Annotated in this window: 21 protein-coding genes; 14 read left to right on the top strand and 7 right to left on the bottom strand. The window is 66.3% G+C overall.

What is annotated here, in order from left to right:
• The first annotated feature begins 145 nt into the window (after positions 1–145).
• A complete protein-coding gene (locus ACYQ4T_RS14385; protein WP_459855337.1) occupies positions 146–589 on the top strand; it encodes a MarR family winged helix-turn-helix transcriptional regulator in 444 nt (147 codons plus the stop codon).
• Between the two features lie 11 nt (positions 590–600).
• Here ACYQ4T_RS14385 and ACYQ4T_RS14380 read toward each other — a convergent pair whose 3' ends face one another.
• Both ACYQ4T_RS14380 and ACYQ4T_RS14375 read right to left on the bottom strand, forming a co-directional pair.
• A complete protein-coding gene (locus tag ACYQ4T_RS14380) occupies positions 601–1,863 on the bottom strand; it encodes a flavin monoamine oxidase family protein (protein WP_459855335.1) in 1,263 nt (420 codons plus the stop codon).
• A gap of 24 nt (positions 1,864–1,887) precedes the next feature.
• Positions 1,888–3,273, bottom strand: coding sequence for an aminotransferase class III-fold pyridoxal phosphate-dependent enzyme (locus ACYQ4T_RS14375; RefSeq protein ID WP_459855333.1), 1,386 nt, complete (start codon positions 3,271–3,273; stop codon positions 1,888–1,890).
• Positions 3,274–3,497: 224 nt separating this feature from the next.
• Here ACYQ4T_RS14375 and ACYQ4T_RS14370 point away from each other — a divergent pair, with 224 nt between their 5' ends.
• Positions 3,498–4,382 carry a FecR domain-containing protein gene (locus tag ACYQ4T_RS14370; protein WP_459855331.1) on the top strand — a complete coding sequence of 295 codons (885 nt, stop codon included), beginning with the start codon at positions 3,498–3,500 and terminating at the stop codon, positions 4,380–4,382.
• Positions 4,383–4,417: 35 nt separating this feature from the next.
• Positions 4,418–6,616, top strand: a complete 2,199-nt coding sequence (locus ACYQ4T_RS14365) for a CHASE2 domain-containing protein (RefSeq protein ID WP_459855329.1) — start codon at positions 4,418–4,420, stop codon at positions 6,614–6,616.
• A gap of 91 nt (positions 6,617–6,707) precedes the next feature.
• On the opposite strand, the gene ACYQ4T_RS14360 is transcribed toward ACYQ4T_RS14365, so the two are convergent.
• Positions 6,708–8,885, bottom strand: a complete 2,178-nt coding sequence (locus tag ACYQ4T_RS14360) for an MASE4 domain-containing protein (RefSeq protein WP_459855327.1) — start codon at positions 8,883–8,885, stop codon at positions 6,708–6,710.
• Positions 8,886–9,097: 212 nt separating this feature from the next.
• Here ACYQ4T_RS14360 and ACYQ4T_RS14355 point away from each other — a divergent pair, with 212 nt between their 5' ends.
• The 11 genes from ACYQ4T_RS14355 (at position 9,098) to ACYQ4T_RS14305 (ending at position 18,934) form a co-directional block, all read left to right on the top strand.
• Complete coding sequence (locus ACYQ4T_RS14355) at positions 9,098–9,613, top strand: cupin domain-containing protein (protein ID WP_459855324.1); 516 nt, start codon at positions 9,098–9,100, stop codon at positions 9,611–9,613.
• A 74-nt stretch (positions 9,614–9,687) separates the two neighbouring features.
• A complete protein-coding gene (locus tag ACYQ4T_RS14350) occupies positions 9,688–10,344 on the top strand; it encodes a cupin domain-containing protein (protein ID WP_459855322.1) in 657 nt (218 codons plus the stop codon).
• A 163-nt stretch (positions 10,345–10,507) separates the two neighbouring features.
• Positions 10,508–11,554 carry a polyamine ABC transporter substrate-binding protein gene (locus ACYQ4T_RS14345; protein WP_459855319.1) on the top strand — a complete coding sequence of 349 codons (1,047 nt, stop codon included), beginning with the start codon at positions 10,508–10,510 and terminating at the stop codon, positions 11,552–11,554.
• 100 nt (positions 11,555–11,654) lie between these two features.
• Positions 11,655–12,506, top strand: a complete 852-nt coding sequence (locus ACYQ4T_RS14340) for an ABC transporter permease (protein WP_459855316.1) — start codon at positions 11,655–11,657, stop codon at positions 12,504–12,506.
• Positions 12,503–13,279, top strand: coding sequence for an ABC transporter permease (locus tag ACYQ4T_RS14335; RefSeq protein WP_459855313.1), 777 nt, complete (start codon positions 12,503–12,505; stop codon positions 13,277–13,279). Before ACYQ4T_RS14340 ends, ACYQ4T_RS14335 begins: the two co-directional genes overlap by 4 nt.
• Positions 13,276–14,337: an ABC transporter ATP-binding protein gene (locus ACYQ4T_RS14330; RefSeq protein WP_459855310.1), complete on the top strand. Its 1,062-nt coding sequence runs from the start codon at positions 13,276–13,278 to the stop codon at positions 14,335–14,337. Before ACYQ4T_RS14335 ends, ACYQ4T_RS14330 begins: the two co-directional genes overlap by 4 nt.
• A 66-nt stretch (positions 14,338–14,403) precedes the next feature.
• A complete protein-coding gene (locus ACYQ4T_RS14325; RefSeq protein WP_459855307.1) occupies positions 14,404–15,696 on the top strand; it encodes a nucleotide disphospho-sugar-binding domain-containing protein in 1,293 nt (430 codons plus the stop codon).
• A complete protein-coding gene (locus ACYQ4T_RS14320; RefSeq protein WP_459855304.1) occupies positions 15,693–16,067 on the top strand; it encodes a cupin domain-containing protein in 375 nt (124 codons plus the stop codon). Before ACYQ4T_RS14325 ends, ACYQ4T_RS14320 begins: the two co-directional genes overlap by 4 nt.
• A 12-nt stretch (positions 16,068–16,079) precedes the next feature.
• Complete coding sequence (locus ACYQ4T_RS14315; protein ID WP_459855301.1) at positions 16,080–16,424, top strand: cupin domain-containing protein; 345 nt, start codon at positions 16,080–16,082, stop codon at positions 16,422–16,424.
• A 121-nt stretch (positions 16,425–16,545) separates the two neighbouring features.
• Positions 16,546–17,889: an NAD(P)/FAD-dependent oxidoreductase gene (locus ACYQ4T_RS14310; RefSeq protein ID WP_459855298.1), complete on the top strand. Its 1,344-nt coding sequence runs from the start codon at positions 16,546–16,548 to the stop codon at positions 17,887–17,889.
• 121 nt (positions 17,890–18,010) lie between these two features.
• Positions 18,011–18,934, top strand: coding sequence for a hypothetical protein (locus ACYQ4T_RS14305; protein WP_459855296.1), 924 nt, complete (start codon positions 18,011–18,013; stop codon positions 18,932–18,934).
• 302 nt (positions 18,935–19,236) lie between these two features.
• Here ACYQ4T_RS14305 and ACYQ4T_RS14300 read toward each other — a convergent pair whose 3' ends face one another.
• Genes ACYQ4T_RS14300 through ACYQ4T_RS14285 form a run of 4 tightly spaced genes read right to left on the bottom strand, consistent with a single transcriptional unit; the run spans position 19,237 to position 23,909 of the window.
• Positions 19,237–21,060: an asparagine synthase-related protein gene (locus tag ACYQ4T_RS14300; RefSeq protein ID WP_459855293.1), complete on the bottom strand. Its 1,824-nt coding sequence runs from the start codon at positions 21,058–21,060 to the stop codon at positions 19,237–19,239.
• Positions 21,060–22,136 (bottom strand): glycosyltransferase family 2 protein, encoded by a 1,077-nt coding sequence (locus tag ACYQ4T_RS14295; protein WP_459855290.1) that lies wholly within the window; start codon positions 22,134–22,136, stop codon positions 21,060–21,062. Before ACYQ4T_RS14295 ends, ACYQ4T_RS14300 begins: the two co-directional genes overlap by 1 nt.
• A 14-nt stretch (positions 22,137–22,150) precedes the next feature.
• Positions 22,151–22,915: a P-loop NTPase family protein gene (locus ACYQ4T_RS14290; protein WP_459855288.1), complete on the bottom strand. Its 765-nt coding sequence runs from the start codon at positions 22,913–22,915 to the stop codon at positions 22,151–22,153.
• 1 nt (position 22,916) lies between these two features.
• Positions 22,917–23,909, bottom strand: coding sequence for a UDP-glucuronic acid decarboxylase family protein (locus ACYQ4T_RS14285; protein ID WP_459855285.1), 993 nt, complete (start codon positions 23,907–23,909; stop codon positions 22,917–22,919).
• Positions 23,910–24,054: the final 145 nt, after the last annotated feature.

Below are 24,054 nucleotides of genomic sequence, written 5' to 3'. Positions count from 1 at the left end.
TCGCGCCTCGGCTCCGGGACATTTATATCGTAATGCGATATAATTTGAAATGGCCGCTGCGGCAAGGCCGTACCCCAATTTCCACCATTGCAACGCAAGGCCGGGCCGGGGTTTTATGGCGCATTGGAAAGAGTCGGGCCGCGAGATGACGGAGATCAAGGGGAAGGGGACTGCGGCCGATCGGGGCAAGCCGCAGGCCGCGGATTATCGGGCCCTGGCCAATTTCCGCTATGCCCTGCGCCAGTTCCTGGAGTTCAGCGGCAGCGCCGCCAAGGGCGTCGGGCTCACGCCGCAGCAGCATCAGGCCATGCTGTCGATCATCGGAGCGCCGGAAGGGCAGTCGGTCACGGTCGGCTTCCTGGCCGAGCGCCTGCTGCTGAAGCACCATTCGACGGTGGAACTGGTCGATCGCCTGGTGGAGCTCGACCTGGTGGCCCGTCAGCCTGATGCCGCCGACCGGCGCAAGGTACTGCTGGCGCTGACCCCCAAGGGCCGGCGCCTGCTGACCAAGCTCTCGACCGCGCATATCGAGGAACTGCGCCGGATCCGCCCGGTCTTCGCCGCCCTGCTGGACCGCCTCGACGATTAGCGCGCGGCCCTTTAGCGGGCGAATTGCGCCGTCGCCAGGATCTGCTTCATCGCATCAAGGCCCGACTGCCAGGCGCCGTGCGCAGTCTGGAAAGCGTCGGGCGAGGTTGCCTCGCCGGCGAAGAACAGCTTGTCGTCGATCGGCCGCGCCAGCGCGGCGCGGGCCTCGCCCCCGCCCGGAACCAGCACCGAATAGGCGCCGCCGATGCAGGCATTTGTAGTCCAGCTCGTCGCCTTCACCCGGCGGATGTCCTTGAGGACGTCGGCGCCGAACAGTTTGGCCACCGTCTCGCGGCCGTAGTCGAGCATCGCCGCCTCGCCGGCCAGCGCCAGGTCCCGGCATTGCACGCCGCCGAGATAGAGCGTCGCCATCGGCCGGTCGAAGGGATGGATGTGGAACGAGCCCATCGGCGCGTCGGGCCAATCCATCATCGCGAAATGCGACTCCAGCCCGACGAAGGGATCGCCTGCGAACTCGAAGGCGACCTTCTCGGCGTAGCCCAGCGGCAGCTTGGCGATCGCCTCGTGCTTCCAGTCGGGCAGCAGCGGGAAGAACTTCAACCGCTCGCCGGCCAGCACCGCGGTCGAGACCGTCACCAGCGCGGCCTTAGCGAACAGCATGCCGTCAAGCGTGCCGACCATGACGGCCTCGCTGCCCCAGTCGATCGATTTCACCGGGCAGGAGACGCGGATCTCGATCCCGCGCCGAACCTCCTCGGCCAAGGTCTTCACCAGCGCGCCGAGCCCGTCTTCCACCGGCCAGTTCTCGCCGGTGTCGCGATAGCGCGCCAGATTGAGCGTCGAGGCGTTCCGGGGTTCCGTCGAGATATAGGGCGCGAAGCTCTGGCGGAAGAGCTGGGCCCAGCGGCTCGCCGGATCGATGCAGCTCTCGCAGGACACATCCTCGCCGGCCTCTCCGGTCTCGTGGATCCGCTCGTAGGTCGCGGTATACATCGCGGCATATTCGGCCGCGATCGAATCGTTCAGCCACCAATGACCGTCATGGATCCGGAAATCGATCTCGCCGCGGCGATAGCGGAAGCCGAGGCGGTCGCAGATCGGGCGCAGCGGGTTGATGCTGGCGGCATGCAGCCACTGGCAGCCGTGGTCGAAGGGCTGGCTGAAGCTCTCGAAATCGGTGAAGGCCCGGCCGCCGACCCGATCCTGCGCCTCCAGCACGATCGCGTTCAGGCCCGCATCGCGCGCCGCATGGGCCGCGGCGATCCCGGCCGCGCCGGCGCCGATGATGATCAGGTCGAACTCGTTGCTGGTCATGGGCGGCCGTCGGTCAATCATGGTCTACCGCACGATCTCGGAAAGAAAATCGTCGGCGAGGCTCACATAGCGGGCGATGTCTTCGGCGCCGTGGGCAAACGAGACCTGCGGCCCGGCCGAGACGACCGCATCCCAGACCCCGCGGTTGGCCATGAAGACGCGGCGCGTGTCGATCATCTCGATGTCCATCGATTCGGAGGCTTCCTCGGCATTGGTCGGGAACTGCGGTTTCAGGCAATAGCCGGAGCGCGGGCCGAGGTGGAAGGCGCACCAGTCGAGCCCGTGTCTTCGGAACACGGTCTCGAGCCCGTCCGCCAGCGTCCGGCCGAGGCGATCGACCCGCGCATAGTTCTCGGGCGTCAGCACCTGTTCCAGGGCCGCCTTCGCCGCGGCCACGGCAATCGCGCTGCCATAGGTCGTGCCGCCGGTCGCCAGGCCCTTCGACCCGATGTCGAGGCCGATATCGCTGTCGAGGTGCTTCTCCATCACGTCGGCGATCGCGCGGGTCATGCCGTAGAGCGCGAAGGAGACGCCGGTGCCGAGGCCCTTGCCGAGGGTCACGAAATCGCATTCGAGCTTGCGGCTGCCGGTGAGACCGCCATAGGCGAACTGGAAGGTATGGGCCTCGTCGAGACAGAGCAGGGCGCCATATTGCGTCGAGAGCGCGCGCAGGCCTTCGAGAAAGCCCGGCTTCGGCGCGACCAGCAGGCAGTTGGTGAGCGCGGGCTCGGTGATGACCAGCGCGATCTCGTGGGCCTTCAGGGCGGCCTCGGCGGCGGCGAGATCGTTGAACGGCACGATGATCGAATCCCGGGCGATCCGCGCCGAGATGCCCGGTTGGATCGGCACCGTTTCATCGCCGCGCTGGGTCACCAGCGATTCGTCGATATGGCCGTGATACTGGCCGTCGAAGATCAGGATCTTGGCGCGGCCGGTGATGAAGCGGGCGATCCGCATGACCTCGGTATTCGCCGCCGAGGCGGAGAGGGTGAACTGCCAGGCCGGCAGCCCGACCCGCCGCGCCAGTTCCTCGGTGACCGAGCGGGTGTCTTCCACGGCCAGCAGGAAGTGCGCGCCGTTCGCGACCGCGCGGCTGACCGCCTCGACGATCGGCTTCGGGCCATAGCCCATGGTCATCGCGAGGTCGCAGACGTTGAAGTCGCAATATCGGTTGCCGTCGATGTCACGGAAGAAGGCACTCTCGCCGCCGGCGGCGACGATCGAATTGTGCCGGTAGAGCCCCGCCATCCAGGCCACCGGCACGCCATTCGGCATGCTGGCCCGCGCCGCTTCCAGCCAGGCGCGGGATTTCGGGGTGCGTGCGCTGAACGCGACCTCCTCCTGCGCGCGAAGCTCGGCAAGGGCGGCGCGGTCGATGCCCGGGGTGATGACTCTGTCCAGCAATCCCATGGGCTTGTCATAGCAGGCGGCTTGCGGCTTGGGGAGACGGGAGCCCGATCGCTAAAATGCAGACCAAATTTATAGCGTCATTTCAGCCCGTTATTCGGGTTTTTCGGCCCCGGGAATTAAGTCTGCTTTAGCGATTGGTGGGACAAATTGCCTGCTGTTGTCGGAATCGCAGCGGTCGCCGGAACGCGGCACCCGGTTTCGAGCGAATAGCCAAGGATTCAGAGATGCATCGTCGCCATACCCGCCTGTATCCGCTCGTCGCCGTGGCTCTCGCATTCGCCGCGCTCTGCGCGCCCACGCTGATGGCGAGCCAGACCACCGGATGGTCGGTGGTGGTGGCGAACAACGCCTTCGTCGATCACGGCAAGGGCGATGCGCCCGTCACCGTCGTCATGGGCGCCAATGTCACTCCCGGCGATCGCCTCACCACGGGTGAAGGCGGCGCGCTGGTGCTGACCCGCGGCGAGGACCTCGTCACCATGGCCGAGAACAGCCGGATCGAGATCGTCAACCCGCAGCCGACCTCGACGACGTTGATCGAGCAGCCTTACGGCCATGTCGAATACCATGTGACCAAGGAGAAGGTGCCACATTTCCAGGTCGATGCGCCCCTGCTCGCGACCGTGGTCAAGGGCACGACCTTCTCGGTCGATGCCAGCCAATCGAAGAGCTCCGTCACCGTGAGCGAAGGCCGCGTCGAGGCGAAGAACCGCCGCACCGGCGCTTCCGCTTCTGTCGGTGCCGGTCAGCGCGGCGCGGTCGAGACCCGCGATCGCGGCGTCGATGTCGGCAATGCGCCGGGCAAGGCCGCGTCCGAGGCCCCGGCAAGCAACAATGCCTCCGGCGGCTCCGGTGACGACGGCAACAGCAGCGGCAATTCCAGCAACGGCAAAGGTGGCGGCAATTCCGGCAACGGCAACGGAAGCGGCGGGGGCAATGGTAATTCCGGCAATGGTAACAACGGCGGAGGCAATGGAAACAGCGGTCACGGCAATGGCAACAACGGGAACGGCAACAACGGGAATGGCAACAACGGGAACGGCAACAACGGCAACGGCGGCGGGAATGGCAGCAACAGCAAGCCTGCCGGCAAGGGCAAGAACAGTTAGGCCCACCGTCGACGCTGGGGTATCGCGTCAGGGCCATGCCTGAACCTGCCCATCCGGTTCTGAAGCTTCGATCCTGGGCCGCGCTTTCCTGGCGCGGCCTGGCATGCTTCTGCTTCGGGCCGGCGCTGGCGCTGCTGACGATCGCGGGGGCATTCACGCAGGCCGATCGCCTGCTCGGCGATCTCAACTACTCACTCTGGTCGCGGCCGGCGGCCGGCGATCTCATCCTGGTCGAGATCGACGCCAAGAGCCTGCAGAAGCTGAACAAGTGGCCTTGGTCGCGCGCCTATCATGCGGCGCTGATCCAGCGTCTTGCGCAAGCCGGCGCCGCGAAGATCGCCTTCGACGTGGACTTCAGCGGGCAATCGTCACCAAGCGCCGATGCGGCGCTTGCCGAGGCCATGGCACAATCGGCCACGCCGGTGGTGCTGGTCTCCTTTGCGCAGCCGAGCGGCGACGGTTATGTCGTCAACCGGCCACTGCCGGCTTTGCAGGCGCATGCCGAGGTCGCTTCCGTCAACATGATCGGCGATCAGGACGGCAAGCTGCGTCACTATCGGCTGATCGAAGATCGGCTGTCGAACAGCCCGAGGTCGATGGCTCTGGCGCTTGCCGGATCCCGCGTCGCCGGACCCAATGCATTCATGATCGACTACGGCATCGATCCGCGCTCGATCCCGCGGCTTTCGTACATCGACATCATGCTGGGCCGCTTCGATCCCGCGCTGGTCCAGGGCAAGAAGGTGTTGGTCGGCGCCACCGCTCTCGAACTCGGCGACCGCTTCGCCGTGCCGAGATACACCATGCTTGCCGGCGTCGAGGTTCAGGCGCTGGCCTATTCCAGCGTCGCCGGCGGCCGCATGATCGTGCCCGCGGGCCGGATCTGGACCCTGCTCGGCCTCGGCATCCTCATGATCGCAGGCATCTGGCTCGACGCCCGCGGCCTGCGCCGGCCCCGCATGGTCGCCGGCATCGCCGCGCTCGCCGTGCTCGGACTGGGCAGCCTGCTGCAGATCGCCTTCGCGGTCTCGCTCGCCGTCGCACCCTGGCTGGCGGCCATCGCCGGCTGGTCCTTGCTCTCGCTGATCCAGGCTGCGCGCCGCCATGCCCGCGCGGCCATGTTGCACCGCGCCTCGGCCGCGCGCCAGAAAGCGCTGATGGAGGGCGTGTTCAACGACAGCTCCGACGGCATCCTGATCGCCAGCGAGGAGGGCTGCATCCTGGTCGCCAACGGCGCCGCCGCCCGCATGTTCGAGACGGCGCGTTCCGCACTGGCGGGACACAAGGTCGAGACGGTCCTCAAGGGCCTGGTCCTGGCGCCCGACGCGGCGGCGGAAATCACCGTCGAAACCCCGAGCGGCCGCGCGCTCGGCCTGGCGGTCTCCATCACCCGTTCGCAGTCCGGCGCGGGCAACGGTGACGAACAGTCCTTCTGGATCGTCACCTTCCGCGACGAGAGCGCCAAGCGCGCCATGGAATCGGCGCGCGATGCGACGTTGCGCGAGCTGCAGGCGGCGACCGCGGCGAAGAACGAGTTCCTGGCGCGAATCAGCCACGAACTCCGGACGCCGCTCTCCGCGATCATCGGCTTCTCGACCATGATCGGCGACCAGAGCCTGGGCGCGGTCGGCAATCCGAAATACGTGGAATATGCCCGCGACATCCACAGCGGCGGCAAGCGCCTGCTGGAACTGGTCAACGATATCATCGACATCACCCGCATCGAGGCCGAGCAATACGAGATCCGGCCCGATGTGGTGGAGGTGCGCAGCCTGCTCGGCGCCTGCTGCTTCGCCGCGCGCGAGTCCGAGGCCTGCGGCGAGAAGCAGCTGCGTTTCGAGGTCCTGCCCGGCGCCGAGGCGATCCAATCCGACCGCCAGGCGCTGGCCAAGGTCATCGCGAAGCTCCTCTCCAACGCGATCAAATTCACCGGGCCGAAGGGCGACATCCTGCTGCGGGCCGCGCCCTCGGCCGACAACGCCATTGTCTTCGAGGTCGTCGATGACGGCATCGGCATCGCGCCGGCGGCGTTGAAGCACGTGACCTCGGCCTTTTCCCAGGTGCGCGGCGGGCTCGATCGCCGGCACGAAGGCTCGGGCCTCGGACTCTACCTCGCTCACCGCATCATGCTGCTCCTCGGCGGCAGTCTGGACATCGAGAGCACGCCGGGCCAAGGCACCACGGTGCGGCTGCGCATTCCCGGCGCGCTGTTCGAGGCCTCACTGGCGGCCTAGCACCCGCCGTCGCGAGCCCGCAGGCTCGTGAGCCATGACCGGCGTTTGCCGGCACGCGGCACGCGGCAGCGCAGACTGTGTACGCCGTCGGCTAAGCCATCTCCGCGCTCGCGCCGGCGGCGTTCTGCCTGGCGCGGGTGACGGCGTCGAGCAGCGACGCGGCGTTATAGGGCTTGGCGATGATCTCGAAGCCGGCCTGGTGGACCTCGGCGGCGGGCTTGGCATAGCCGGTCGAGAGCAGGATCGGCAGCCAGGGGAAATGCTGGCGCACCTTCTGCGCCAGCTCGAAGCCGCTCATGCCGCCGGGCATCACGATGTCGGAGAGCATGAGATCGAAGCGCGCGCCGCCGATCAGCAGCGCCAGAGCGGTCCCGGCATTCGGCACATGCTGCGCCTTGTAGCCGATCATGCCGAGGATGGTCATGGCGGCGGCGGCAACGTCCTCGTCGTCCTCCACCAGCAGCACCGTGCCGGTGCCGGGCGCGGCCGCATCGCTGCCAGCCTTGCGGTCGGCCGCCTCGACCTCGGCCGCCGCGGTGCAGCGCGGCAGGATGATCGAGACGGTGGTGCCGATACCGATTGCGCTCGTGATCTCGGCGGCGCCGCGCGCCTGCTGGGCGAAGCCGTAGACCTGGCTCAAGCCGAGACCGGTGCCCTTGCCGACCTCCTTGGTGGTGAAGAAGGGCTCGAAGACCTTGGCCAGCGCCTCGGGTGCGATGCCGGTCCCGCTATCCGTCACCGAGATCCGGACATGATCGCCGAGCGGCGTGCCGTCGGCATTCGGCACCAGGCCGCCGACGCGGTTGCCCGGTGCGGCGGCATCGGGTGCGGCGCCGCCGGGGCAGTTGCAGGCATGGACGCGCACCAGGCCGCCCGAGGGCATGGCGTCGCGGGCATTGACGCAGAGGTTCATGAGCGCCAGCTCGAGCTCCGCCGCGTCGCATTCGAACGGCCAGAGGTCGGCGGCGAAATCGGCGACGATGCGGATATCGCCGCGCGTCGAGCGGCGCAGCATGTCCACCAGCTCGGTCGAGCGCTCGTTGAGCGCGATCACCTCGGGCTTCACCGCCTGCCGGCGCGAGAAGGCGAGGATCTGGCGCACCAGCCGCGCGCCGCGCTCGGCGGCGCGGGTGATGGTGCCGGCAGCCTGGCGTTCAAGCCCCGGCGCCAGCCGGTCCTCGAGGAAGCCGGCATTGCCCATGACCACGGTGAGCAGGTTGTTGAAGTCATGGGCGATGCCGCCCGCCATCTGGCCGATCGCCTCCAGCTTCTGGGTCTCGCGCATGGATTCATGGATGCGCTGGCGCTCGGCGACCTCGGCCTCGAGCGCGCGGCTTCGCTCTTCGACGCGCTGCTCCAGGGTCTCGTTCAGCTGCCGCAGCCGTTCCTGGCTCTCACGCAAGGCGGCGTTGCGCCGCTCCAGCGAGCCGGCGAGGCGGGCGAACAGCGCGCGCGTCTCCAGCAGCAGCACCAGCAGGATGAAGCTGGCCGCCATCAGGCCGTAGATCCGGCCGGCATAAAAGCCTAGATCGAAGCGGCGCTGGTTCAGCATGGCGCTGAGGGCGATGTCGAAGACCCAGGCGCACATCGTCACCATCAACCAGATGTCGAGCACCGAACGCGCCTTTCGGCGCCACAGCGCCAGCAATGCGAACAGGCTCAAGCCGGCGATGGCGCCGACGATGACACGATAGGCCAAGGTGTAAGTGGGCGGTGCGCCCTCGGCGATCTGCAGCAAGACTGGCATCAGGTCATGGCCGAGCGTGGTGGTGACGACGATCGCGACCACCGTTGCCAGAACCGCGCCGACCGCCCGCGGCACGCCGGATCCGTCCGTCTCCGCATCGCCCTTGAGCGCATAGGCCAGCACCATCAGCGGGAAGCCGGCATGCCAGAACATGTAGAGCCAGACCGTGGTCTGCGTGCCGCCGCTCAAGAATCCGGCCGGCGTCAGCAGGCCGGGGAAGGAGAGCAGATGGCAGAAGGCCATCAGGCTGGTGAAGAGATAGCCGCAGGCGAGGTATTTGAGTCCGCGCTTGCCGAGGAGGGTGAACTGGCCGAACAGCAGGACGGTGGTGATCAGGTCGTTGATCGTGACCGCGGATTCATAGGCCGGGATGAAGGCGTCGATGGGCTTGAGCGCGGTCTTCGCGAAGGGCACGCAGAGCGCGAAGACGCCGAGCGAGACGGCGAGGATGGTGAGCGCCAGCCGGCGCTCCCCTCGGCTCGCCGGCATGATCGACAGGAAGATGCCTCGGTCTTGCACCATGATACGGGCGCGATGGGTTGCAGCCTGGGATTCCCGATAGGTTCTTAAGCTACATCACATGACGTGGCCGGTCGACGGCTCGGCCGAAGACTCCGCACATCTCGGTGCGAGCGAGGGCCGTGATGGTAAACGAGGCGTTAAAGTCGAAGCGCCCGCAGCCGTCACAAGCGGCGGAACCGATCCGTCTTAGGTTGGCAGATAAGGAGAGGGGCATGTCAGTGGAACAACGATTCGAACCGGCTCTTGATCCCGCGCGTTCGGCTTGGCCGATCGCTGCGGCCGCACTCATCGGCCTCACCGTCCTGATCGGTGGCCGCGCCGTCACCGGCGCGATGCGGCCGCCTCTCCGCCACACAGTTGAGATGTCCGGCGCACAGAGCAACGCCATGGCGCGACCGCGCGCGGTGCAGCATCCGATCGCCTGCGAGAAGCTGCCCAATGTGCCGGGGAAGTCGATCACGACATTGCTGGTCGAGTTCACGCCCAACGCCTTCACGCCGCGGCATCGGCATCCAGGCTCGGTCACGGCTTACGTCACCAAGGGCACGCTGCGCTCTCAGCTGAATGACGGGCCGGTCGGCAGCTTCGGCATCGGCGGCACCTGGTTCGAGCCGCCGGGCACCATCCACAGCATGGTCGAGAATCCCAGCCCGACCGACACCGCGGAGATCATGGCGATCTTCGTCGCCGATTCCGATTGCGGCGCGCTGACAATCTTCGACGATTGACCAATATACAGCTCGACAACCATGACGTTTGTCAGCGTTTGCCCGGATGCGCGGCCCTGTGCTATGCCCGAGGGATGGAACGCAGCGAAACCGTCGTCACGATCAACGGCGAGGAGCAGCGCCCGAACGGGCGCAGGGCGCCGCGTGATGCCGCGCGCGCGGGCAGCGCCCAGGATCTCTGGCTGGGCCAGCAGATCCGCGCCCTGCGCCGGGCGCAGAAGCTGTCGCTGGCGCAGCTCGCCGAGCGGTCCGATCTCTCGATCGGCAATCTCAGCCAGATCGAGCGCGGCGTGCGTTCGCCCTCGGTGCGTTCGCTCCAGCGTTTGAGCGAATGCCTGAAGGTGCCGATCGCCGATCTGTTCCAGACCCGCGCGCTGCCGCCGGCGTCGGAGCTCGGCACCATCCTGCGGCGGAAGGCGCGGCCGACGCTCAATCTTTCCAAGCACGGCTGCCACAAGGAACTGCTGACCCCGATGATGCCGGGCACGCTCCAGTTGCTGCTGGTGACCCTCGATCCCGGCGGCACCTCGGGCGCCGAGCATTACGTGCACAAGGGCGAGGAGGCGGGTGTCGTCATCGCCGGGGCGATGAAGCTCTGGATCGAAGACCAGGCCTATATCCTGAAAGAGGGCGATTCCTTCCGCTTCAAGAGCACCCGGCGGCATCGCTTCGAGAGCGCCAGCAAGCAGACCACCCGCGTGATCTGGGCGATCACCCCGCCGATCTACTAAGGGCAAGTTCCGCCACGGGAATCCGGCGCGCCGTGCCGCGGCGGATGTGAAACTCTTGTGTCGATTTTCACCGCCGGCAATAATGCTGACAACAGCGCGCGGCCTCCGGCTCCGGGGACGGCGCGGAAGAACCAAACGGGGCAGCAAGACAGGGACGAGAATTATGAAAAAGCATCACTTCGGCGCGGCCGTCGCGGTCGCGTTCACATTCGCCGCGAGCGCCGCATCGGCCCAGGAGAAGATCGTCATCTCCAACTGGGACGCCTATATGCCGCCGGAACTGCTGGCGAACTTTACCAAGGAAACCGGCATCCAGGCCGAGCTTTCGGTCCATGCCACCAATGAAGAGATCATGGGCAAGGTCACGGCCTCTGGTGGCAAGGGCTATGACGTGCTGTTCGTCTCCTCGCCCTTCGCCGAGGCTTTGCACAAGCTGGGACTGGTGGCGGACCTCGACCACAGCAAGATCCCCAATCTCTCGAATTTCTATCCGGAAGCAATGCAGCTGCCGCATGATCCGGGCCTGAAATTCTCGGTGCCCTATTCCTGGGGCACGACGGGTTTGTGCTATCGCAGCGACAAGGTCGGCACCGAGCCGACCAGCTGGAACGACCTCCTGAAGCCCAACGACACGGTGAAGGGCAAGACCACCATGCTGGCGACCGATCGCTGGCTGATGGTCCCGGCGCTGCTCTCGCTCGGCTATTCGATCAACACGCCGAAGGAGGACGAGGTCGCCAAGGCCAAGCAGCTGCTGATCGAGACCAAGAAGACCCTGCTCGCCTATGACGACACCACCTTTTATTCGAAGCTGGTCTCCGGCGAGGCGCTGCTGGTGGAGGCCTGGGACGGCTGGTGCAACTACGGCATCGCCGAGAACCCGGCGATCAAATACGCGATCGCCAAGGAAGGCAGCGACATGTGGGTCGATGCCATGGTGGTGACCGCGGCCAGCGAGCACAAGGACGCGGCGCAGTCCTTCATCAACTACATCCTCCGCCCCGAGGTGCATCGCTGGGTCGCCGAGAACATCCTCTACAAGGTGCCGAACAAGGCGGCGATGGACGGCCTCGACCCGAAGCTGGTCCAGCAATACCCGAACCTCGGCATCACGCCGGCGGAGCTCTTGAAGTTCGAGCAGATGCGCGACCTCGGCGACGCGCAGAAGCTCTGGTCGAAGACGGTGACCGAGATCACGTCCTCGAATTGAGACACTTGGTGAGAGATTGCCGGGTAAAGCCCGGCAATGACGACCCAAAGGAATGCGTCACCCCCGGGCTTGACCCGGGGGTCTCGTGCCGGATTATGCGATGACCTCCCGCCGCGCACTTCTCCTCGGCCCCGGCCTCGCCTGGTTGACCGCGCTGCTGATCCTCCCTTGCGCGCTGATCTTCGTGCTCGGCTTCTTCGAGCGCGGGGTCTATGGCGGGATCGACTACACCTTCACCACGGAGAATTTCGTCCGCGCCGCCGATCCGCTCTACGCCGGCATCTTCCTCTATTCGGCGCGGATTGCGCTGACCGCCGTGCTGGTCTCGCTGCTGCTCGGCTATCCCGCCGCCTATTGCATCGCCAAGTCGCCGAAATCGCGGCAGATCCCGCTGCTGATCCTGGTGATGATGCCGTTCTGGAGCAACTATCTCATCCGCACCTATGCCTGGATCGTGCTGCTGAACCGCGAAGGCCTGATCAACAGCGCACTCGCCAACATGGGCGTGATCGCCGAGCCCTTGCCGCTGCTCTACAACGACTTCGCCATCGTGACCGGCTTGGTCTATGGCTATGTGCCGTTCATGATCTTGGCGCTCTATTCCTCGATCTCGAAGCTGGGGCCGGAGCTTGCCGAGGCCTCCACCGATCTCGGCGCCGACGGCCTGCGCACCTTCCTGCGCATCACCTTGCCGCTGACGCTCCCCGGCATCGCCGCGGGCTCGGTCTTCGTCTTCGTGCTCTCGATCGGCAACTTTGTGACGCCGGATCTTCTCGGTGGCGGCAAGCGGACCATGCTCGGCAACCTGATCTACGACCAATTCCTGACCGCCCGGGACTGGCCGTTCGGCGCGACCCTCGCCTTCCTGCTGGTCGCCCTGATGATGCTGCTGCTGACCTTGCAGGCGATCTTCGTGCATCGTGCCGGCGGCAACGAAGAGGCGCGGGCATGAACACGGCGCAGCGCTGGCTGCAGGCGCATCTCGGCCTGGTCTATCTCTTCCTCTACGGCCCGATCGTCGTGCTGATCGTGCTCTCCTTCAACCGCGCCGGATTGCCGACCGCCTGGACCGGCTTCTCGACCGAGTGGTACGGCAAGCTCGCCGCCAACGCCAAGATCCTGTCCGCCGTGCAGAACTCGCTGATCGTCGCCTTAGTCTCCACGATCATCTCCACCGTGATCGGCACCTTGCTGGCGATGGGCATGGAGGAGCGCCGGCCGCATCCCGCGCTCGAGGCGCTGGTCGCGGCGCCGATGATCATCCCGGACATCGTGCTGGCGATCGCCTTGCTCTCCTTCTTCTCGCTGTTGAAGATGACCCTGGGGCTGCATTCCATCATCCTCGCCCACGCGGTCTTCAATATCGCCTTCGTCTGCACCGTGGTGCGGACGCGGTTCAAGCATTTCGACCGATCCATCGTCGAAGCCTCGATCGACCTCGGCGCCAACCAGTTCACCACCTTCCGCCGCGTGACCTTGCCGGTGATCGCGCCCGGCGTGATCGCCGCCGCGCTCCTCGCTTTCACGCTCTCGATCGATGAGTTCATCATCGCCTATTTCACCGCGGGCGCCGGCTCCAGCTCAACCACCTTCCCGATGCAGATCTACGCCATGATCCGCTTCGGGGTGACGCCGGAGATCAACGCCGTTGCCACCATCGTCCTGGGAGTCTCCTTCGTGCTGGTGTTTCTCTCGCAGCGTCTCAACCGCGAGGCCGAGGCATGAGTGCGGTTCTGGAGATTTCCAGCGTCGCCAAGAGCTTCGGCACCATCCGCGCCGTGGACGGCATCGACCTTGGCGTGGCGCCGAACGAGTTCTTCGCCCTGCTCGGGCCCTCCGGCTGCGGCAAGACAACCTTGCTGCGGCTGATCGCCGGCTTCGAGCATCCTGACCGCGGCGCCATCCGCCTCGACGGAATCGACATCACCGCGGTGAAGCCGAACAAGCGGCCGATCAATCTCATGTTCCAGTCCTATGCGCTGTTCCCACATATGACGGTCTTCGCCAATGTCGCCTACGGCCTGGAGATGGAAGGCCTGCGCGGCGTCGGGCTGAAGGCGCGGGTCGAGCAGGCGCTGGGTCTCGTCCAATTGATAGACCAGGCCGCGCGCAAGCCGCATCAGCTCTCCGGCGGACAGAAGCAGCGCGTCGCCTTGGCCCGCGCCCTGGTCAAACGGCCGAAGCTGCTGCTGCTCGACGAGCCCCTGGGTGCGCTGGACAAGAAGCTGCGCGAGAAGATGCAGATCGAGCTCAAACGGCTGCAACAGGAAACCGGCATCGCCTTCCTGGTCGTGACCCATGACCAGGAGGAAGCCCTCACCATGGCCGATAGGATCGCGCTCTTGGACCAGTGCCGGATCGCGCAACTGGGCAAGCCGCGGGATCTCTACGAACGGCCGGAGAGCCGCTTCGTCGCGGATTTCGTCGGGCAGATGAATTTCTTCGAGGGCCATCGTCGCGGCGGCGCTTTCGAGGTCCGCGGACTCGGGGCGCTGCCTGTGCAGGGCCTCGATGCCTTGCCGGAAGGCACCGCCGCCAGCCTCGCGGTGCGGCCGGAGCGGGTGATCCTGTCCGAGACCGCGCAGCCCGGCACCCTGGCGGCCGAGGTGATCGGCTCCGCCTATATGGGCCAGGACATGATCGTGCATCTGGCGCTGGCGGGCAGCGGCTTGCCGCTGGTGGCGCGGCTGCCGGCGGCGCACCGGCTGGCGGCGGGCGTGGAAAATGGCCGTCAGGTCCATTGCAGCTGGGCCGCGGAGCATGCGCGCCTGCTGGTGAAATGACGCAGCATTCGACTATTGTGGCGGCCCGCCAGGGAATCAGCCGGGGCGGGCCAAAGGGGAGACCGAATGGGTAAGACGATCGTGCTGTTTCCGGAGGCCGCCTTCGGCCCGGCTCTCAACTGCGTCGGCATCGCGCAGAAGCTGAAAGCCGAGGGCCACAACCCGGTCTTCGTCTGCGACAAGGGCTTCAAGGGCGTCTTCGCGAAGTATGGCTTCGAGGAGAACCTGGTCGATATGTCGGGCGGCATGTCCGACGAGGAGATCGCCAAGTTCTGGGCCAACTTCATCGCCGAGAAGCAGCCGCATTTCCGCCTCTCGCCGATCGAGCAGCTGCCGACCTATGTGATCCCGGTCTGGGAAGCAATCGTCGACAGCGCAATCATCGCCGAGGACGGGTTGAACGCGCATCTGCAGCGGATCAAGCCGGACCTGGTCGCGGTCGACAACGTGATTCTCTTTCCCGCGATCAAGCGCGCCGGCTGTCCCTGGGGGCGGATCATCTCCTGCTCGGAAAACGAGATCCCCGATCCCGACATCCCGCCGCATCTCTCCGGCTGCCACGAGAACGACAAGGCGGGCTTCAAGGCTTTCGAAGACCGCTTCCTGGAGCTGGTGAAGCCGGTCCATGCGCGATTCAACGAGTTCCTGGCGAAAGTGGGCCACGAACCCTATCCGCTCGGCCAGTTCTTCGAGGCCTCGCCGCATATGAACCTGCTGCTCTACCCGAAGCCGCTCGCCTTCAAGCGACGCATGCCGCTGGATCCGAAGCAGTTCCAGTATCTCGAAGGCTGCGTGCGCGACGAGGGCCAGTACGAGGTGCCGCAGTTCAAGGTCAACAACGACAAGCCGCTGATCTATGTATCCTATGGCTCGCTGGGCGCGGCCGATGTCGATCTCTACAAGCGGCTGATCACGGCCTTCGCCAAGCTGCCCTATCGCTTCCTGATGAATGTCGGCGACTATATCGGCGAATACAGCGACGTGCCGGGCAACGTGCATCTGGAAAGCTGGTATCCGCAGCCGGCCGTCATTCCGCATGTCGATCTCTTCATCCACCACGGCGGCAACAACAGCTTCAACGAGGCTTTGTTCTTCGCCAAGCCCGCGATCATCATGCCGTTCTGCTGGGACGGGCTCGACAATGCCGCGCGCATCCACGACACCGGCTATGGCGACCAGCTGCCGCGCTATACCTGGACTGAAGCTGAGCTGGCCGCGATGATCGACCGCCTGCTGAAGGACAAGGCCATGGCCGCCAAGCTCGCCGACGTGTCGAAGCACATGCAGGCCGCCAAGGGTACCGACAAGGCGGCCAAGATCCTGGCCGAGATCGCGACCACGGGGACCTACAAGCCGTGACCAACCTCGCGTCCTCCGCCCCGCATATCACCGACGCGACCACTTTCGACGACCTCGCCGACTGGGGCGTCCAGCCGGATGCCATCGAAGGGGTGTCGAAATCCTCCGGCCGCCTGCTCTACAAGCGGCCGGATCCATCGGTCGGCGGCAATTCGCCGGAGACGGGCCTCTGGGTCTGCACGCCGGGCAAATGGCCGCTCAAGATTCCGCGCGATGAGTTCTGTCATTTCATCGCCGGCCGTGCGACCTATGTGCGCGATGATGGAGAGGTCATTGAGGTCCGCCCCGGTACCTGTGTTCATTTCACCGCGGGCTGGTCGGGCGTCTGCACCGTCCATGAGACCATCCGCAATGCCTATATGCTGCGCTAGGAGTTTGAAACCGTGACCACGCCTGTTCTCTACGACCCGAAGACCGCGGCACCCTTGAAGGATTGGGGCCCGGTGCCGACCATGATCGAGGGCCAGTCCATGACCTCGGGCGTGCTGCTCTCGAAGGGGCCGAACGGCGAGAACGAGACCGGCATCTGGGTCTGCACCCCGGGCTACTGGAACTGCCACGTCACCCGCGACGAGTTCTGCCACTTTCTGCTGGGCCGTTGCACCTACACCCATGAGAGCGGCGAAGTCATCGAGATCAAGCCGGACACCATCGCCTTCTTCCCGAAGGACTGGAAAGGCACCTGCCGCGTCCACGAGACCGTGCGCAAGGTCTATATGATTCGATGACTCCAAGCTCGTCATGCCCGGGCTTGACCCGGGCATCTCGCGCCGCCGGAGAAAGATCGCCGGCCCCGTCCGCGAATGCGGACATTCGTCCGCTGGGCCCGGCGATGACGCGGGAAGAGAAATGAAGCACCTCTACCACCCGACCGCGCTCGATCCTTCGACGCCGGCGCCGAGCTGGTGGCGCGATTCCGTCGCGTCTTCGCCCGCCGATTACGCGCCGCTGCAGGGCGAGGTCGAGACCGAAGTCGCGATCATCGGCGGCGGCTACACCGGGCTTTCCGCCGCCTACCACCTTGCCAAGGATTTCGGCATCAAGGCAGTGGTGCTGGAACGCGCCCACCCCGGCTGGGGCGCTTCCGGGCGCAACGGCGGCTTCTGCTGCATGGGTGGCTCGAAGCTCGGCTGGAAGAAGATCATCACCACCTACGGGCTGGAGGAGGCGCGCGCCTTCTACCAGGCCCAGGCGGATTCGGTCGGGCTGGTGGCGGACCTGCTGGCAGTGGAAGGCATCGACGCCGATCGTACCGGCGCCGGCGACGTCGCGCTGGCGCACCGCGAGTCGATGGTGGCCGAGCTCGCCACGGAAGCGAAGTTCATGGCCAATGCCTTCGGCGCGAAATCCACGCTGCTCGATCGCGACGGCCTGAGGGCGCGCGGCCTGACCGGGCCGCATTTCCACGGCGGCGTCGCCGGCGAGGTCGGCTTCGGCCTCAACCCTTACAAATACGTGACCGGCCTCGCCCGCGCCGCCGCTGCGCGCGGTGCGATCCTCACCTCGCAGAGTCCCGTCATCGGCTGGAAGCGCGAGACCTATGGCCACCGGCTCACCACGCCGCAGGGCAGCCTGCGCGCGGCGAAGGTGCTGATCGCGACCAATGGCTACACGCCCGAAGATCTGCATCCGGAGTTCGGCGGTCGCCTGCTGCCGGCGCTCTCCTCGATCGTGGTGACGCGCCCGCTGACCGAAGCAGAGCGCAACGAGGCCGGCTGGACCTCGACCGCGCCGAGTTATGATCTCCTGAACCTGCTGCATTACTTCCGCCTGCTGCCCGATGGCCGCTTCATGTTCGGCGGGCGCGGCGGCGTCTCGGCGGAGCCGGGCGCGCTGGCGAAGCAGTCGGCGCGGATCGAGGCGGCGTTCCGGCGCTACTACCCGGCCTGGAGCGCGGTCGAGATCACCCACCGCTGGTCGGGCTTCGTCTGCCTGGCGATGGATCTCGTGCCGCATGTCGGCGCCTGGGAGGACGAGCCGGGGACCTATTATGCGCTGGCCTATCACGGCAACGGCGTTGCATTCGGCACCTGGTCCGGCCGCGCCATCGCCCGGCTGATCGGCGCCGGGAATCCGGAAGCGCCGAAGATGCTGCGCCGGCAGCCGCCGCGCTTCCCGCTGCCCTACCTCCGGCCGGTCTATCTGCGCGGCGCCTACGTCAAGTTCGGCCTGGAAGACGCCTTCGGCCGCTGAATCCCAACGGAGTGACGCGGATCACCGGGCCATGCATTAGCCGGGCGGTCAGCTTGCAGCCCCTTGAACGAAGTGAGATGGTCCCGCGACCCAACGGGGCATTCCACTTTCGGGGACTATCATGTCGCGCTCTTCCGCTTTCCGGGCCAGCCTGCTCGCTTCCGTCCTGATGCTCTCGGTCCCGGCTCTCGCCGAGGACCTGGTCAAGGAACAGGCGCCCTCGGACATCAAGATCACCGCAAAGGGCGATGTCTTCGACATCGCGATCACCAACCGGCGCTATGAGACCAACATCATGGCCTCGACCCTCGGCGGGCCGGAGATCCTCTATCAGCTGCTGCTGATCGAAGAGGCGCATGAGAGCAAGGAAGGTCTGGAAGCCGAACCGGAGCCGGTCTCGGCCCAGGTGAAGGTGACCGCCTTCCCGATGACCAAGGACGGCAAGAGCGCGGCGAAGTTCACCATCGAGGCCGATGGCAACGAGGCGAAGGCCAGCGGTCCCTATCTCACCGTCACGCGCTATGGCTGCTGTGTCGAACAGCCGACCTATGCCGTCTACAGCCTGGAGAACGGCGCCTATCTCTTCAACGCGACCGGCGCCGGCGAATCCGGCCAATGGGCGACCCTGGGCGCCCAGGGCGGCTGGAAGAACGAGCGCATCCTCGCCTATCACGCCGCGCCGACCGCGGCGGACGATACCGTGCTGAAGGGTGCCGAGAACGCGCAGATCGTCATTTCCTACGCGACCACGACCAAGCCGCTGCAGCGGGTCCTGGTGACCATGCCGACGGCGCTGATCGAAAGCGATGCCGCGCTGGACTGGGCGCCGAAGCTCGAGCTGGTCTCGAAGGACCAGCCGGACGGCACCGACCGCGTCTTCATCGACCGCAAGGACGACGACCCGGCGAAGCTCTTCACCGGCCTCACCGTGCGCCTCACGCTGGACGAAAAGACCAAGATCGAGATCCCGCTCGAAGGCGACGCGCTGAAGCTCGACGGCGCCAGCCTGCCGGAAGGCTTCGCGCTGGTGGCGGTGAAGCCGTAACACCGCTGCAAACTCGTCTTGGCATGACGCCTCGTGACGTGGAGGCATCCTCCACAGCGCGGCAGCATTTCGAATTTCAGGGGGAAGGAAAAGATCGCCGGCGGGCGATCGGGGGCTGATGCCCGCCGGCGGGGATTTGCGCTTCAGGGTCCTTCCAGAGACCCCTTCACCAAACCCTCACAGTCAATCGCAAACTTAGGGAACACTCACTCTGCCGGGCGGCGCACACCGCCCGACACACTTGATTTTGGTATTGCCGCGGCGGATATCCAGTGACGGTGGTCACAAGCCCGCGAGCGCTTCTAAGCGGCTGATTTGTCGAAGATTTTATCGAGCCCGCAGTAGCTCGCGGTCAGCATGATGCGGCTGCCGCCGAGCGGCGCACCCCGGCGCACCCGCTCGATCGCCGCGTCGAAGCCGGCCGCATCGAAGGCCTCGGTGGTTTGCATGAAGCGGCGAATCCCGGCGATGAAGTCGCGATCGAAGGCGATCCAGCGCGGCCATTGCACCGCATTCACCCGGCCGAAGCGGAGATTCCGCCCCGCGATCAACGCTGCGCGAAAGCCCGCGGTCTCGAGCCCGTAGCGCAGGATGCGGGCGAAGACATGCGCGGCGTTGGGCGCGCCCGGCGGCAGCAGCGAATCATCGAGCGGCACGCCCGCGATCCGGGGCAGCTGCTCGCGATAGAGCCGGCGATAGAACCGCTTGCCGGCGGCCTGGGCGCTGCTGATCCGCGCCGCCACCGCCTGAACGTCGCGGTCGAGGAAGGGATAGATCGTCTCCACCTCCGGTCGGCAAAGCGAACCCTGCAAGGCCACGTCGCGGCGCATCCGGTTGCGGATCGCAAAACGGATGTAGCGGCGGTCGAAGTGCAGGCCGGGCTCGCAGTTCGGGAACTCGCGGGCGATGTCGTCGAGCGCCTCTGGCTTCAATGCCTCGATCGCCTGTCTCGCCCCGGCCGTGAGGACCGGCAGGCTGCCGTCCGGCACGCGGATCTGGTTGAAGATGATCTCGGCGGCTTCCGCATTCGACACATCGGTGCCGAGCGACGGCCCCGCCATGCCGAAGACATTCCGGATGGCGGCGCGCAAGCCGCCCTTGCGCTTCAGCGCGAGGCCGCCGAACAGCACGTCGCCGGCGAGACCGTCGAGCGCGCAATCGATGCCGGCCTCCCGCATCGACGGCGTCAGCGCCTGGTGGAAGAACTCGGCCAGCGCATGCTTCGGGTAGAGCGGGGCGTGCAGTCCGGAGAAGAAGTCGCCTTCGACGGTCACGGTTTCGAGCGGGATCGCCAGCGCCCGGGCGAGCCGCCCGGTGATCCGCTCCTCGATCGTATGCGGCGCCGCATAGGTGAAAGCGCGCAGGCCGGGATCCTGCCAGCTTCCTGCAATCAGCCGGCTGTCCATGCCGCCGCTGAGCTTGATGCCGTAGTTCCGCTCCGGCACGTGGAGACGGCGGCAGGCGGTGCGCATCGCGTCGATCAGCGCGGCGGCGACCTCGCAAAGTTCATCGTCATCGGCCGGGGCCGGCGGTGTCGCCGGTCTGGCCCAGGTTTCGGTCGCGATCCGGCCGTCGCGCCAGTCTACGGTCAGGATCGATCCCGGCGGGGTGCGAAAGACGTCGCGGAAGATGGTGCGGTTGCCGATCTGGTAGCCGAACCAGTAGAGCTCGGCGCAGCCCAGCGGATCGCGTTCGAGCGGCGGCGAGATCGCCTGCAGCCCGGGAAAGTCGTTGGCGAAAGTGACGCTGTCGCGGCCGACATGGATATAGAGCGGCAGGCAACCGGTGGGGTCGTTGGCGATGACGGTGATCTTGCGCGCGTCGTCATGGGCCACGAGGTTGCAGCAGCCATTGTCGATCCCGGCCATGAACATTGCCGGGTCGGCGCGAAAGGCGCGCGCGACGCTGCGGGCTTCATCGTCACTGCCGACCCGGAACCTGCCGTCATGAACCAGGTAGCCGTCGATCGCGAGGCGAAGGTCGGTATCCGACACGATCTCCGGCCAGAGCCGGCCGACCGGACGGCGAAACAGCGTGGCGATGCCGGCGCCGGTCGCGATCCGGCCCGCCAGGCTGGTGCCGGCGGATTGCAGCTTCGCGATTTCGTCCGGCTGGAACTCCGACATCACGATTCAGGATGCCGGACGATGCTGTCGATCGGCTGCCGAGGGTCTATGCGTGGGGTCAGAAAACCCACGATCATGCCCGCGGCGTGGAAATTGATGAGCGCAACCGAATAGAGGCCCATCACCGCGCTGCGCTTGCGCCAGCATTGCGCCAGGATCGGCACGGCCAGCACCAGCGCCAGCACCGCACTGAAGATCTCCAGCAGCGGCGAGAAGAAGGCGCCGGCCAGCAACCCGATCAGCGCCAGCCACCACAGGATCACGCCGCAATAGAGCCAGGCGCCGCGCATCGAGCGCCGCAAGAGCTTGGTGCCGAGCTTCGCCCGCACGATCTCGCCATGGCCGTGCAGGTAGCGGGTCTTCCAGCGCCGGAACAGCAGCGGGAAGGCGGCGGTAGAATGCCCGTAGTGATAGACCGACGGCCGGTCCAGCCGGCGCAGCTTCCAGCCGGCCGCGGTCAGGCGGATGCCGAGCTCCAGCTCCTCGCAGGCATGGAGATTGCGGTCGGTGAAATAGCCGAACGGGCGCAGCGCTTCCATGCGGAACAGGCCGCCGCCGTTGAGGTGGTCGTGGATGCCCGGCGTGTCGCTGCCGGATTGCCTGCCCTTGCGGCGGCGGAACTCCAGGGTCATCACCCGGTCCACCACCATGCCGGCGACGCCGGCGAGCTTGGGGTCGGCATCGAGCGCGGCATGCGCTTCCGGCAGGAAGCCGGGGTCGAGCTCCATGTCGCCGTCGAGCAGCAGCAGGCGCTTGCCGCGCGCATATTGGAAGCCGAGCTGGGCGGCGCTGCCGCAGCCGCGGTCCTCGACCCGCGCGAGCTGCACCACCTTGACCGGAAAGCGCGAAGCGACGGCCACCGTCGCGTCCTCGGAGAGGCTGTCGGCGACGATGATCTCGGTGGTCGCGGGATCGGTCGCCGCCATCACCGAGCGCAAACAGGCCTCGATTTTCTCCGCCTCGTTCAGCGCCTTGATGACGACGGAGAGCTCCGGCTGCGCCAGCCTCGGATGCAGTGCGGGCGAGGATTCAGCTTCCGCGCCGGGGAGAGGCGCCGTTGCGACGGGACTGGCCATGAACGCGGAATCCGCTACAGGTGGCGGTAGATCCAGGACGGAATGTAGTGCTTGCGTCGGTTCAGCACCACGCCCTGGAGCTTGCCGCCGGCGGCCTCGATCTCTTCCATCGCCCGCTTCACCACCGGAATGCGGGTGCGGCCCGCCTCGACCACCAGCAGGCAGGAATCGGCGAGGCCCGAGGCGCTGACATAGCTGGCGCCGGTCATCACCGGCGGGCAGTCGATGATGACGATGTTGAAGACATTGCGCAGCCGGTTGAACAGCGACGGCAGCAGGCGGAGATCGATTTCGCTGGGATCATTGGCGCCGTCGATCGGCAGGGCGGCCAGGTCGAAGGCGCCGCCCCGCGGCACCGTCAGCCGCACGGTGCGGATCGGCGCACCGCGGGCGGCCGCCCAAAGCGTCTCCGACGAGGTCAGGCCGAAATGCTTGCACTGATCGGCTGGGCCGGTATTGCCGTCGATCAGCAGCACCGAATTGGTCGGCGAGCGGCAGACCGACACCGCCAGCTCCCGGGCGGCGATCGAGGCGCCTTCGCCGGCCTGCGACGCGTAGATCGCCAGGATCACCGAGCCTTTCTCGATGGCATAGGCATTGACCGCGGCGGTGACGCTCAAGAGGTGGCGGCCGATATCGCTCAGCGCCTCGCGATCCACCATCTTCTTCTCGATGATGGTGTGGCGTTCGCGGAACTGCGGCAGCTGCGCGCCGGCCGTGGTCGCCACCTGGTTGGCGCCGGCGCCCTGGGTCATCGGCAGATGGGTCTCGTCGGCCATGCTAGATCACCTGCCGCAATTCCGGCGGCTGCGACCGGTCGAGCTTCGCCGAGAGCAGCTGGTCGAAATAGGCGACGGTCGCCGCGATCCCCTGGCGGAGCTGCACCGTCGGCTCCCAATCCAGCAGTTGGCGGGCCAGCGTGATATCGGGCTTGCGCTGCTTGGGATCGTCCTTCGGCAAAGGCAGCTCGACGATCGGCACCGCATTGCCGACGACTTCGCGAATCACGTCAGCCAGCTGGCGGATGGTGAACTCGTTCGGATTGCCGAGATTGACCGGGCCGGTCACCGCCGGATCGGTCGCCATCAGGCGCACGAAGCCCTCGATCAGGTCATCGACATAGCAGAAGGAGCGGGTCTGCGCGCCGTCGCCGTAAAGCGTGATCGGCCGGCCCTGCAGCGCCTGCATGATGAAGTTGGAGACCACGCGGCCGTCCTGCGGATGCATGCGCGGGCCGTAGGTGTTGAAGATCCGCCCGACCTTGATCTTGAGGCCATGCTGGCGGTGATAGTCGAAGAACAGGGTCTCGGCGCAGCGCTTGCCCTCGTCGTAGCAGCTCCGGGGGCCGATCGGGTTGACATTGCCCCAATAGGTTTCCGGCTGCGGATGGACGCTGGGGTCGCCGTAGACCTCGCTGGTCGAGGCCTGGAAGATGGTTGCGCGCACGCGCTTGGCCAGGCCCAGCATGTTGATCGCGCCATGGACGCTGGTCTTGGTGGTCTGGACCGGGTCCAGCTGGTAGTGGATCGGCGAGGCCGGGCAGGCGAGATTGTAGATCTCGTCCACCTCGACATAGAGCGGGAAGGTGACGTCGTGGCGCATCAGCTCGAACAGCGGGTTGCTGAGGAGATGCGTGACGTTGGAGCGCCGGCCGGTGAAGAAATTGTCGACGCACAGCACCTCGGCGCCGTCGGCGAGCAGCCGTTCGCAAAGATGCGACCCGAGGAAGCCGGCGCCGCCGGTGACCAGGACGCGCTTGCTCTGACTACTCACGCGAACCTTCCCCTCGGCGTACTGCCCCGGCTTACTTTGATTGCCATTGTGAAAAGCTTTATATCCGTTCGACCCGGCTTGGCCAATCGCGGTGTGCGTTTGCGAAATAATGACTTCGAAACCGACCTTGCTGGAAAACAATGAA

This window comes from Dongia sp. agr-C8 (assembly GCF_054658695.1).
Note: the sequence above shows the minus strand (reverse complement) of the source record. Positions and strands in the feature narration are given on the sequence as shown.